This window comes from Metabacillus niabensis (assembly GCF_902829255.1).
Taxonomy (GTDB): domain Bacteria; phylum Bacillota; class Bacilli; order Bacillales; family Bacillaceae; genus Metabacillus; species Metabacillus niabensis.
In genome coordinates this window covers 1-11,643 of sequence record NZ_CADEPK010000116.1, presented here as the reverse complement: position 1 = coordinate 11,643, position 11,643 = coordinate 1, and the positions used below count along the sequence as shown (strand labels likewise).

At 35.7% G+C, this 11,643-nt stretch carries 13 protein-coding genes; 7 read left to right on the top strand and 6 right to left on the bottom strand.

Annotated elements, in window-relative coordinates:
- Positions 1-82: 82 nt before the first annotated feature.
- Positions 83-868 (top strand): glycerophosphodiester phosphodiesterase, encoded by a 786-nt coding sequence (locus HU235_RS10595; RefSeq protein ID WP_174880210.1) that lies wholly within the window; start codon positions 83-85, stop codon positions 866-868.
- Between the two features lie 63 nt (positions 869-931).
- Here the strand turns inward: HU235_RS10595 and HU235_RS10590 are convergent, their stop codons facing one another.
- Together HU235_RS10590 and HU235_RS10585 are read right to left on the bottom strand one after the other, a co-directional pair.
- Complete coding sequence (locus HU235_RS10590; protein ID WP_174880202.1) at positions 932-1,117, bottom strand: hypothetical protein; 186 nt, start codon at positions 1,115-1,117, stop codon at positions 932-934.
- A 296-nt stretch (positions 1,118-1,413) separates the two neighbouring features.
- Positions 1,414-2,316, bottom strand: coding sequence for a LysR family transcriptional regulator (locus HU235_RS10585; RefSeq protein WP_174880209.1), 903 nt, complete (start codon positions 2,314-2,316; stop codon positions 1,414-1,416).
- A 138-nt stretch (positions 2,317-2,454) separates the two neighbouring features.
- Between HU235_RS10585 and gltB the strand changes: the two genes are divergently transcribed.
- Together gltB and gltD are read left to right on the top strand one after the other, a co-directional pair.
- Positions 2,455-7,020, top strand: coding sequence for a glutamate synthase large subunit (gene gltB, locus HU235_RS10580; protein WP_174880208.1), 4,566 nt, complete (start codon positions 2,455-2,457; stop codon positions 7,018-7,020).
- A gap of 15 nt (positions 7,021-7,035) precedes the next feature.
- Positions 7,036-8,520 carry a glutamate synthase small subunit gene (gltD, locus tag HU235_RS10575; RefSeq protein ID WP_174880207.1) on the top strand — a complete coding sequence of 495 codons (1,485 nt, stop codon included), beginning with the start codon at positions 7,036-7,038 and terminating at the stop codon, positions 8,518-8,520.
- A gap of 60 nt (positions 8,521-8,580) precedes the next feature.
- Here gltD and HU235_RS10570 read toward each other — a convergent pair whose 3' ends face one another.
- From HU235_RS10570 to HU235_RS10560, 3 genes are all read right to left on the bottom strand, one after another.
- Positions 8,581-8,880: a spore coat protein gene (locus tag HU235_RS10570; protein WP_174880206.1), complete on the bottom strand. Its 300-nt coding sequence runs from the start codon at positions 8,878-8,880 to the stop codon at positions 8,581-8,583.
- Positions 8,877-9,086: a DUF892 family protein gene (locus HU235_RS10565; RefSeq protein ID WP_095302655.1), complete on the bottom strand. Its 210-nt coding sequence runs from the start codon at positions 9,084-9,086 to the stop codon at positions 8,877-8,879. The genes HU235_RS10570 and HU235_RS10565 overlap by 4 nt, the downstream gene beginning before the upstream one ends.
- 118 nt (positions 9,087-9,204) lie before the next feature.
- Complete coding sequence (locus HU235_RS10560) at positions 9,205-9,426, bottom strand: hypothetical protein (protein ID WP_174880205.1); 222 nt, start codon at positions 9,424-9,426, stop codon at positions 9,205-9,207.
- A gap of 173 nt (positions 9,427-9,599) precedes the next feature.
- Here HU235_RS10560 and HU235_RS10555 point away from each other — a divergent pair, with 173 nt between their 5' ends.
- The 4 genes from HU235_RS10555 (at position 9,600) to HU235_RS10540 (ending at position 11,499) form a co-directional block, all read left to right on the top strand.
- Positions 9,600-10,007 (top strand): hypothetical protein, encoded by a 408-nt coding sequence (locus HU235_RS10555; protein ID WP_233452194.1) that lies wholly within the window; start codon positions 9,600-9,602, stop codon positions 10,005-10,007.
- Between the two features lie 258 nt (positions 10,008-10,265).
- Positions 10,266-10,496, top strand: coding sequence for a hypothetical protein (locus HU235_RS10550; RefSeq protein WP_095302651.1), 231 nt, complete (start codon positions 10,266-10,268; stop codon positions 10,494-10,496).
- A gap of 104 nt (positions 10,497-10,600) precedes the next feature.
- Complete coding sequence (locus HU235_RS10545; protein WP_145581586.1) at positions 10,601-11,056, top strand: CoxG family protein; 456 nt, start codon at positions 10,601-10,603, stop codon at positions 11,054-11,056.
- Positions 11,057-11,169: 113 nt separating this feature from the next.
- Positions 11,170-11,499 carry an antibiotic biosynthesis monooxygenase family protein gene (locus HU235_RS10540; RefSeq protein WP_174880203.1) on the top strand — a complete coding sequence of 110 codons (330 nt, stop codon included), beginning with the start codon at positions 11,170-11,172 and terminating at the stop codon, positions 11,497-11,499.
- Between the two features lie 60 nt (positions 11,500-11,559).
- On the opposite strand, the gene HU235_RS25390 is transcribed toward HU235_RS10540, so the two are convergent.
- The coding region (locus tag HU235_RS25390; protein WP_325100938.1) for an IS3 family transposase at positions 11,560-11,643 on the bottom strand (84 nt) is incomplete at its 5' end.

Sequence of the window (11,643 nt, the reverse complement as noted above, 5' to 3'; positions counted from 1 at the left end):
TGGTAACTATACTTGATCTTTAACAATGTTGACAAAGAATTGTGCTTAAATAGAAAAGAAGAGTTGATTAGGAGTTGGAGAGATGTCGCTTAAGAATGTCTTTAATAAAATATATCGTGTAAAAAAGGGAAATGTATATTGGAAACACGAGCATTTTCTCGTTGTTGCACATCGTGGAGCTGCAGGGTATGCTCCAGAAAATACGATGGCTGCTTTTAGGAAGGCAGTAGAATTAAAGGCTGATTTTATTGAGCTTGATATCCAAATGTCAAAGGATGGAGAGCTTGTTGTCATTCATGACCCTACGGTTGATCGAACAACCAATGGAGTCGGAGAAATTCGCAATCTTACTTATAATGAAATAAAACAATTAGATGCAGGGAAGTGGTTTCATAAAAAATTTGCAGGAGAAAAGGTCCCTACATTACAAGAAGTTTTAACAGAGTTTTCTGGAAAAATCAGTTTTTTGATTGAAATAAAAAACCCAAACTTAAATCCTGAAATTGTTGAAAAACTAACGAATATATTATCGGAAAAACAGCAAACAAATGATATTATTGTGCAATCATTTGATTTTGAACTATTAGAAAAGGTACATCAACAGCTGCCAACTCTCAAATTAGGGCTATTAGTAAAATATCGGATTCATGGGATATCAAATGTTCAATTAAAAGATTGGTCAAAGCTCGTTCAATATATAAATCCAAATAAAGCGCTAATCACAAAGAACCTTGTGAAGCGCATTCATTCATATAAAATGAGGGTAATGCCCTATACAGTTCGGGATAAAAAATCGATTAAAGGGCTGTTAGATTCGAAAATAGACGGAGTAATTACAGACTTTCCAGACTATTTTATAGAAGAATAAATAGAATTGAACGATAGAAGAGGTAAGCTGTTTAGAATAACTAAACATGTTTACCTCTATTTATTAAAGATTTTCCCTTTGTTGTCCGATTTCTTTACTAGCAATGTAGGAATTAGCTACTTCCAAATTTTTGTGCTCAAGGACGGAATTTCCATCGATATTCCTTTTGTTAGGAGAACTACCATCAGTTTGTAATGTAATTTTTTCTTGTTTTGGAGCATTAGTTAAATAGTCTTTGTTGTTTATCATAAATAACTCCTTTCATACTATTTTGTCTTTAACAATGATTAGCATGTTCAAAAGGAATAAAGCACATCCAAGATAAGTGATTTTTGAGTAGTTAATCTCTGGAATTTGATGTTAAAAATGGATGCTTTTATACAATAATTAAGCTCAAAATGAGATTGGAAATACTACTAAAGTAAAGATGAACAAATTAAAATACAAAAATGCAGATAATGTAATAGGGGAGATTTTAATTAATAAAAATGAGTACTACCAAAGCAATTAAAAGGATAGTACTCATTTTAAAATGGACAAACATATTACTGGTATTGTTCAAGCATAGAGAAAAAGTCTTTAACGAATTGGTAAAATACTTTCTCAGAAGGGGCAAGCTCTCTTTTCTTTGATACAATAATTCCGACTGTTCTTCGTACGATTGGTAATTCTATCGGCAGTTTGACAGTAAATCGTGGGATCGCCTCTTGGAATGTGCTATCTGGCAGTAAAGTTACACCAATTCCGGCAGAAACCAAGCCTTTAATTGCATCAAGGTCCTCTCCTTCAGTTGAAATGGTTGGGATAAATCCAGCTTGTTTACAAGCATCAACAGCGATTTCATGTAAAATATAACCCCTTGGAAATAATACAAATTCGTCGCTTCGTAATTCATTTAATAGCACACTTTTTTTCGTAGCAAGTGGATGACTAATAGGAACGAGAGCAGAAATGTTTTCTGAAAATAAAATGGTTCCTTCAATTTCAGGAACATTAAGCGGGACTGGTCCTAAAAACGCTAAATCAATTTCACGATTAATGACAGCATCAATTAAAAAACTATATGAGCCTTGTCTTAAGTGAAATGAGACATTAGGATACTTTTCTTTGAACGCAGAAATGATTGTAGGTAACAAATGACTAGCAAGACTTGTTGGAAAGCCTATTTTTATAGAACCTCTTTCAGGATCTAAATATTCATCGATTTGTTTTTTTGCATAGTCGATTGCTTTAATTGCGGTTTTTGTATGTGTTAAAAATACCTTTCCTATGGGAGTAAGTCTAACATTTCTTCCTTCTCTTTCAAATAACGTAACCCCTAATTCTGCTTCTAAATTTGCAATTTGTCTACTAATGGCAGATTGTGCTACATGTAAATATTGTGCTGCTTCCGATACGTGTTCACGCTCGGCGACTTCCATAAAATAGTATAACTGTCGTAATTCCATAAGCTTCCTCCGATCATATATCTCAATATTAGATTGATCTTATCTAAATTATATATTGTTAGTATCATTTTGTGAATATATAATATAGTTATCTTGGATATAAACGGGTGTAAGAAAATCTTACAAGGGGGAGATAATATGACTTACAATCAAATACCTAAAGCACAAGGTCTCTACCGTCCTGAATTTGAACATGACGCATGCGGTATCGGTTTATATGCTCATATAAAAGGCAACGCTACACATGATATTGTAAAAAAAGGACTAAGTATGCTTTGCAAGTTAGACCATAGGGGAGGACAAGGTAGTGATCCTCTTACTGGAGACGGCGCAGGTTTAATGGTGCAAATTCCAGATACCTTCTTTAAAAAGACTTGCCAAGATATGAATTTACCGGAAAATGGACGTTACGGCGTAGGAATGATGTTTTTTTCAAATGATGACGCTGAGCGTGAGAAAATTGAACAACAATTGAATCATTACATTGAGGCTGAAGGCCAAATATTATTAGGCTGGAGAGATGTGCCAGTTGATGTTAATGTGATTGGTCCTGTTGCAAAAAAGAGTTGTCCAGTAGTCCGACAAGTTTTTATTGGGGCAGCTGATTCAATTGAAGATAAATTAACATTTGAACGTAAACTTTATATAATCCGTAAACAAGCTGAAAATTGGGCGAGGGAACGAGAGCATCGTTTTTACTTCACTAGCTTTTCAAGTAGTACGATCGTTTATAAAGGGCTTCTAACTCCAGACCAAGTTGATGCTTTTTATTTAGACTTACAAGATGAAGATTTCGTTTCCGCTTTTTCTTTAGTGCATTCCCGCTTTAGTACAAATACATTTCCTTCATGGGAAAGAGCTCATCCAAATCGTTATTTAATTCATAATGGAGAGATAAATACGCTTCGTGGAAATATGAACTGGATGAAAGCAAGAGAAAAGCAATTCATTTCAGAAGCATTTGGTGAGGATCTTGAAAAGGTATTACCAATTTTAGATTCAGATGGAAGTGATTCATCGATTTTAGATAATGCATTTGAATTCTTTGTATTAGCTGGCCGAAAGCCTGCACATGCTGCGATGATGATGATTCCTGAACCTTGGACAGAAAATCCTCATATGAATCCTGAGAAGAGAGCTTTTTACGAGTATCATAGCTGCTTAATGGAGCCATGGGATGGTCCGACTGCAATCTCTTTTACAAACGGAAAACAAATCGGTGCGATTCTTGATCGAAATGGATTACGTCCTGCACGTTACTATGTAACGAAAGATGATTATATTATTTTCTCATCTGAAGTTGGGGTTGTTGACGTTGAAGAGTCAAATGTTCTTTACAAAGATCGATTAAGTCCAGGTAAAATGTTGTTAATTGATTTGGAAGAAGGTCGAATTATTTCTGATGAGGAAATAAAAGAAGAAATGGCAAATGAAAAGCCATATCAGGATTGGTTAGAAGAACAACTAGTAAAACTAAATTCTACTGAAGAGTTTGTTGAGGAAGTTGTAACAGATATTGTAGATAAGCAACGAGCATTCGGTTATACGTATGAGGATATTCAAAAGTATTTATTACCGATGGTTACTGAAGGAAAAGATCCGCTAGGCTCTATGGGGAATGATACACCACTTGCAGTTTTATCAGATCGACCACAATCATTATTTAATTACTTTAAACAATTGTTTGCACAAGTAACAAATCCTCCAATTGATGCGATAAGGGAACAAATTGTTACTTCGACAATGACCTTGCTTGGCAATGAGGGGAATATTCTTCATCCAACAAAGGAAAATGCAAGAAGAATTCAATTAGATTCTCCAGTGCTTTCAAATAATCAATTAGCACAAATTAGATTAAATCTATTTTCAGGATTTACAAGTAGAACGATCAAATCTTTATTTACTGAAAATTTAGAAAATTCTTTAAATGAACTTTGTCAGAAAGCTGATAAAGCAATTGCTGAAGGTGTAAATATCATCATCATTTCTGACCGTGAAATGGATGCTAGCCACATAGCAATCCCTTCATTATTAGCAGTAAGTGCTTTACATCAACATTTACTTCGTCAAGGTACTCGTACAAAAGTGAGCTTAATTATAGAATCTGGTGAAGTAAGAGAGGTTCATCATTTTGCAGCACTTATTGGGTATGGTGTTGATGCAATTAATCCTTATTTAACTTTTGCTTCATATAAAGAAGCTATAAATGACGGAAGCTTATCATTAAGTTATGAGGAGACAGTTGAACGTTATATTAAAGCTGTTACTGAAGGTGTCGTAAAAGTAATGTCAAAAATGGGAATTTCCACAGTTCAAAGCTACCGTGGTGCACAAATTTTTGAAGCTGTTGGTATAAGCTCAGAAGTAATTGATCGTTACTTTACGGGAACAGCATCACAGATTGGTGGAATTGGCTTAGAGACAATCGCATTAGAAGCAAAATTACGTCATCAAGAAGCGTATTCGGAAAAAGTTGATAAAACATTAGATTCCGGTAGTGATTTCCAATGGAGAAAAACGGGTGAACATCATGCGTTTAATCCAACAACAATTCATACATTGCAATGGGCATGTCGTAAAAATGATTACAGCTTATTTAAAAAGTACTCTCAAGCAGCAAATGAAGAACGAATCGGCTTTTTGCGTAATCTATTTTCATTCACTAACAAAAGACCTTCAATTCCAATTGATGAAGTTGAATCAGTGGATTCAATTGTTAAACGTTTCAAAACAGGTGCAATGTCATTTGGTTCATTAAGTAAAGAAGCACATGAAACTTTAGCAATTGCGATGAACCGATTAGGTGGAAGAAGTAACAGTGGTGAAGGTGGAGAGGATTCAAAACGGTATATTGTTGATGAAAATGGAGACTCACGGAGAAGTGCAATTAAGCAAATTGCTTCAGGACGTTTTGGTGTAAAGAGCCATTATTTAGTTAATGCTGAGGAATTGCAAATTAAAATGGCACAGGGTGCAAAACCTGGTGAAGGAGGACAATTACCGGGAAACAAAGTCTATCCTTGGGTTGCTGAGGTTCGTGGTTCAACTCCTGGAGTTGGATTAATCTCACCTCCTCCTCACCATGATATTTACTCTATTGAGGATTTAGCACAACTAATTCATGATTTGAAAAACTCAAATCGAGATGCACGGATTAGTGTTAAGTTAGTTTCAAAGGCAGGAGTCGGCACAATAGCGGCAGGAGTCGCAAAGGGTGCTGCAGATGTTATTGTCATTAGTGGATATGATGGTGGTACTGGTGCTTCTCCAAAAACAAGTATTAAGCACACAGGATTACCATGGGAGCTTGGCCTAGCAGAAGCTCACCAAACATTAATGTTAAATGGATTACGCGATAGAGTAATTCTTGAAACAGATGGTAAATTAATGACAGGTCGTGATGTTGTCATGGCTGCGCTTTTAGGCGCAGAGGAATATGGCTTTGCAACAGCACCGCTTGTTGTAATGGGTTGTATTATGATGCGTGTATGCCATATGGATACTTGTCCTGTTGGGGTTGCAACGCAAAATCCTGAATTAAGAGATAAATTTACAGGTGATCCTGACCATGTCGTGAACTTTATGCGTTTTATTGCGCAAGAGGTTAGAGAAATCATGGCTGAGCTTGGATTTAGAAATATGGATGAAATGATTGGAAGTACAGACATCTTACAGGTAAGCGACCGTGCTAAAGCACATTGGAAGGCGAAAGATCTTGATTTATCAACTCTTCTTTACCAGCCTGAAGGACCACGTACTGCGAAGATTCAACAAAACCATAAAATTGCTGAGTCATTGGATATGGTCGAAATTTTACCTGCTGTTGAAAAAGCAATTATCTCAGGAACGCCTGTTGAAGCGTCCTTTAAGATTAAAAATACGAACCGTGTTGCAGGTACAATCATTGGCAGTGAGATTTCAAAACGATATGGGGAAGAAGGATTACCAGAAGATACAATTGTTCTTCGCTTTACAGGCTCTGCCGGACAAAGCTTTGGAGCGTTTATCCCTCGTGGTGTGACAATGTTGTTATCAGGGGATTCTAATGACTACTTAGGTAAGGGGCTTTCCGGAGGTAAAATAATCGTCGCACCTCAAAAGGAATCAACGATTGAACCATCTGACAATGTAATTATTGGAAATGTATCGTTCTATGGAGCAACAAGCGGTGAGGCTTATATTAATGGTCGTGCTGGAGAGCGTTTTGCGGTACGTAATAGTGGTGCAAATGTTGTCGTTGAAGGTGTAGGTGACCATGGCTGTGAATATATGACTGGAGGTCGTGTTGTTATTCTCGGTGATGTTGGTAAAAACTTTGGAGCAGGGATGTCTGGTGGTATTGCATATGTTCTAGCTGATAATAGTGATGAATTTAAAAAGCTATGCAATCTAGAAATGATAGAGCTAGAGTCTATCGTTGAAGAGAAAGAAATTCAATCATTAGAAGATATGATTCAAAATCATTTCGATTATACAGGTAGTAAAAAAGCAGAGTATATCCTAGATAATTGGAATGAAGTTTTACCGAAGTTTGTTAAAGTTATCCCTAAAGATTACAAACGAATGATGGAACGAATCGAAGAGCAACTACAAGCAGGTTTATCAGATGAAGATGCAATTATGAGTGCCTTTGAAGAAAATGCTAAAAGTGAAAAAAAAGGAACGTCATCAAATAATGTACGTTCAAAAGCAGTTGTACAGTAGAAAGGGGAGAGGAAGATGGGGAAAGCAACAGGATTTTTAGAGTTTAAACGTGAAAAAGCGGCTGAACGAGAGCCGCTCTCACGTCTAAATGACTGGAAAGAATATTCAGCTCCTTTCTCTGAGGAAAAGTTAAGTAGACAAGGAGCACGTTGTATGGATTGTGCAACACCTTTCTGCCATATTGGAACAGAAATTAATGGGTATACTTCTGGGTGTCCAATCCATAACTTAATTCCTGAGTGGAATGACCTAGTCTATAAGGGTAGATGGAAAGAAGCGTTAGAACGATTAATGAAAACGAATAATTTTCCGGAATTTACTGGGAGAGTGTGCCCAGCTCCCTGTGAAGGTTCTTGTAACGTAGCGATCTCTGACCCGGCCGTAGCGATTAAGAACATTGAAAAAGCCATTATTGATAAGGGATTTGAAAATGGTTGGATAAAGCCTCGTATTCCAACTAAACGAACAGGCAAGAAAATTGCAATCGTTGGATCAGGTCCAGCTGGTTTAGCAAGTGCTGACCAATTAAACCAAGCAGGACATAATGTAACTGTATATGAACGTGCAGATCGACCAGGCGGGTTGTTAACTTATGGAATACCAAATATGAAGTTAGACAAAGATGTTGTTGAACGACGTATTTCTCTTCTGTCACAAGAAGGAATTACCTTCATTACTAATACTGAGGTTGGGAAGGATATTACCGCTGAAGAGCTCCGTGAGCAATATGATGCTGTTATCCTTTGTGTTGGTGCTCAAAAGCAGCGTGATTTAGTAATAGAAGGTCGTGAAGCAAATGGAGTTCACTTTGCAATGGATTATTTAACAACTGCTACAAAGAGCTATCTTGATTCAAACTTTGAAGACGGAAAGTTCATTAATGCTGAAGGTAAAGATGTCATCGTCATCGGTGGAGGTGACACAGGTGCTGACTGTGTTGCAACTGCACTTCGTCAAAATTGTAAAAGTGTTGTTCAATTTGGTAAGCATCCTAAGTTACCAATGTCACGTACAAAAGAAAATATGTGGCCAGAAGCACCACATGTATTTACTATGGAGTATGCATATGAGGAAGCAGAAGCTAAATTCGGCAACGACCCTCGTGAATATTCCATTCAAACAAAGAAGCTTGTAGCTGATGAAAATGGTAATTTAAAAGAGCTCCATACAGTGCAAATGGAAAAACTTAAAGATGAAAATGGTTTATACTATTTTAAAGAAATTCCTGGAACTGAAAAAGTATGGCCTGCTCAGCTAGTCTTTATTGCTATTGGCTTTGAAGGAGCGGAACAGCCTGTATTAAAGCAGTTTAATGTTGAAACAACAGCAAGAAATGTTGTTGCTGCTAAATATGGAGATTTTAGAACAAATGTTGAAGGTGTTTTTGCTGCTGGTGACGCTAGACGTGGTCAAAGTTTAATTGTATGGGCTATTAATGAAGGTAGAGAAGTTGCTAAAGAAGTTGACAAATATTTAATGGGTAGTACAGTTTTAGCTTAATATTAGAAAGAGAATGGCATGATGAATCATAACTCATCTATGCCATTCTTTTTTGTGTGTTTAAGATTCAGGAAGGTCCATAGCAGTTTTAGCGGCATTTAAATCAACAGTTAATTGTTCAGACATATTATTAGGATGATAATAGCCCTTTTTCACCATATAATTAAATATTTGTTCGTGGGTATCTACAGCATCGTTTAAATATTGCTTTAATGTATCTCTAACTTCTGGAGTAGAGGACTCGGTTATAGCTAATGCGAGATTTTTAACGCCTGTTTTAGCAGCGATTAAAAAGTCTGTTGCAACTACTTGGTCTGTCATAGCACCCATACCTGCCATATTTTGCATCATGTCATTCACGAATTGTCACCTCGATTTGTTATGAATTCTTGAATTCTTTGAATTTGTTGTTTTGATTTAGTCACATCTTGTTCAAGTATTGCTTTTAGCTCAGGGTCTTGTATTAGTTTGCTCATAGTAGCTGATTTCGTTAAGCATGTATTTTTGAAAGTTAACAATTCATGAAGCTCATAAGTTTCGTGTGGTGCTAAATATTGTGTGTCCATTATTACCATTCCTCCTTTTGATTTATATTCACACAAGAAGTAGTTTGGCCATTTTTCATAAAGCTATCTCATGAAGATTTTGGGATTATGATATTGGGCAAAATGTAGGTTAGTTGATCTACTCCAAAATTACACCAGTCTGATAATTCTCCATAAAGCTCTCTACGGCAATTTCTAAATGATCACTGGAATCAGGTACTTGAACAATGACTTCATTCCGTTGATTGACGGCTTTTATTGTGACATTTTCAAATCGATTGACATTAAGTTGGACACGTAGGTCATTTGCTATGGAATTTGCATCAAACTTATCTTGAATAAGATATCGATAATTTTTCATTATGAACAACCTCTCGTTAAATGGTAATTTAAACATCAATAATATTCTCCATACAACAAAATCTAATTCATTTATGTAAACTTACAGGATGTTTGAGTATAAAAATAATCACGATTTTAAAGGCTTTCCGTATATTGTATAGTGCTATGAATGAGAGGAGAAGATCAATAAATATGCAATTATTTTATTGTTACCGTTATGCTTACCCATCCTATATGCGGGAAAATTATCAACAAGTAGTATTAAAGCCACAGTGCCAAATTCCATATCAACTGTTTTATCGACAGCTACCACAGGTTGACCCTTCCTTTTTTGAAGAGTCTGTGAAATCGATGCAGAAATTATTGAGTGAAGCAAGTTTGGTCTTGACAAAATTAGCTAGTTCGAAATCATTTGCTCAAAAAGTCATGACCGCCGCCCAAGCCTCTAATATGGTAGAGGTTGAACGATTAATAAAATCTACTGGAATACATTCAACTGTTGAGACAGCATTTAATCCAGATGGGATTATTTTAAAATTATCTTCAAAAATAGGAAATTTAGAATGCTGTCATTTATCACTAGGGTTAAGGTGGCAATAAATTTGAAGGAAAAATTGAGAAGGAGCAAACATTATCGAAAGAATATAAATGTATTGTTTGGATAATGTTTGCTCCTTTTTTTGTGGATGATTACATTAATCGAAAAGAAGCTTTCCAGATTAACTTTTTTTAAGGTGGAACAAATGTAGGAGCAAGAAAAATCCGATGTAAAATGGGTGAATGACCTAAGGAATATGATGGGTACTTAACATATTTTGTTAACGAGTAGTGAAATACCTAATGTTGGAGGGGAAACTTGTGCAAAATCAATACTATCAAATTGACAATGATGAAAGAATATTTGGAAGACCGTTCGGAAGACCATTCTTTTATGGAAGACCTTTTTTTGGAAGACCAAGACCATTTTTTCCAGGACCTTTTTTTGGTGGGGTTTTAGGTGGGGTACTTGGCAGTGCCTTATTTAATCCGTATTTATATGGGTATTATCCGTATCCTTATCCATATCCTCCATATGGTTATTGGTATTAATATTTGCATGTCCTTATCTTTTTTCTGGAATAACTTAATCGATCGTGGAATAAGGTTAGATTGGTTCCATCATATTGATTGACAGAAGAAAGTAGGGGGATTTATTGGCAAATAATTTGTATAAAGTAAAAGCTGAATTACCGATCAAGGCAATTTGGAATTTTGTTAGCATTATGGATAATTGGGCACCTCTTGTTCCAGGCTATATCGAACATACTATAATAAATGAAAGTGAATCGACATGGACATTTAAAACTGATTTAGGATTAATAAAAAAGAAAATTCAATTAAAAGTAGATATTACAGAATGGATTGAGCCAGAGAAGGTGACATTTAAGCTAACAGGAATCAATGAAAAGATTTCTGGTAACGGATATTTTGAAGCGAAAGCATCTGATCAGGAAAGCACATTCATAACTGGATATCTCGAGATTATTCCAGAAGGAGCTATGGCAAAAATGATTCAATCAAAGTTGAAGAAAAATCTTTCTGAGATGACGAAAGAAATGACAGATGCGATCATAGAAAAAATTAAGGAACAAGAAAAAGTTATTAAGTAGAAACTATTGTTAAGGTGAAATGAAGTAAATCCACCCGATAGTAAATAAATTGACAATGATAATTATTTTCAATTAAAATAATACGTATATATATATGAAATGGAGCTGGGTGGATGTTTGTTCAGATGAAAACTATTACTGTAACAGAAGGAAACGCTGATCAAGTTGTCAATCGTTTCTCAAAGGAAGGTATTATCGAAAAGCAAGAAGGATTTATTGATTTATCGGTATTGGTGAAAAAGGTAAGACGTGGAGATGAAGAAGTTATTGTCATGATTCGCTGGGAATCGGAAGAGCATTGGAAAAAGTGGGAAAAAAGTGAAGCTCATATCGCTGGTCATAAAGCAAATCGCGGTAAGCCGAAACCTGAATACATTGTTCATTCAGAAGGTGGGCTATATGAAATTAAAAAAGTGAAAAAGCCCGAAATTCAAGAAATTTAAAATAAAAGCTGCCCTATTTTGAACTGTACCCTTAAAAATAGACAGTTAATAAAAAGTCCTTTATGCACTTAGTAGATGGCCTCGGTACTGTTCCGGGGCCATCTTTTTTAATCCCCATTGATATCGGTATGAATTATAGTAAAC

Coding starts and splice junctions, on each gene's coding strand:
- HU235_RS10595 (WP_174880210.1), top strand. CDS start 83: ATGTCGCTTAAGAATGTCTTTAATAAAATATATCGTGTAAAAAAGGGA.
- HU235_RS10590 (WP_174880202.1), bottom strand. CDS start 1,117: ATGATAAACAACAAAGACTATTTAACTAATGCTCCAAAACAAGAAAAA.
- HU235_RS10585 (WP_174880209.1), bottom strand. CDS start 2,316: ATGGAATTACGACAGTTATACTATTTTATGGAAGTCGCCGAGCGTGAA.
- gltB (WP_174880208.1), top strand. CDS start 2,455: ATGACTTACAATCAAATACCTAAAGCACAAGGTCTCTACCGTCCTGAA.
- gltD (WP_174880207.1), top strand. CDS start 7,036: ATGGGGAAAGCAACAGGATTTTTAGAGTTTAAACGTGAAAAAGCGGCT.
- HU235_RS10565 (WP_095302655.1), bottom strand. CDS start 9,086: ATGGACACACAATATTTAGCACCACACGAAACTTATGAGCTTCATGAA.
- HU235_RS10560 (WP_174880205.1), bottom strand. CDS start 9,426: ATGAAAAATTATCGATATCTTATTCAAGATAAGTTTGATGCAAATTCC.
- HU235_RS10555 (WP_233452194.1), top strand. CDS start 9,600: ATGCAATTATTTTATTGTTACCGTTATGCTTACCCATCCTATATGCGG.
- HU235_RS10540 (WP_174880203.1), top strand. CDS start 11,170: ATGTTTGTTCAGATGAAAACTATTACTGTAACAGAAGGAAACGCTGAT.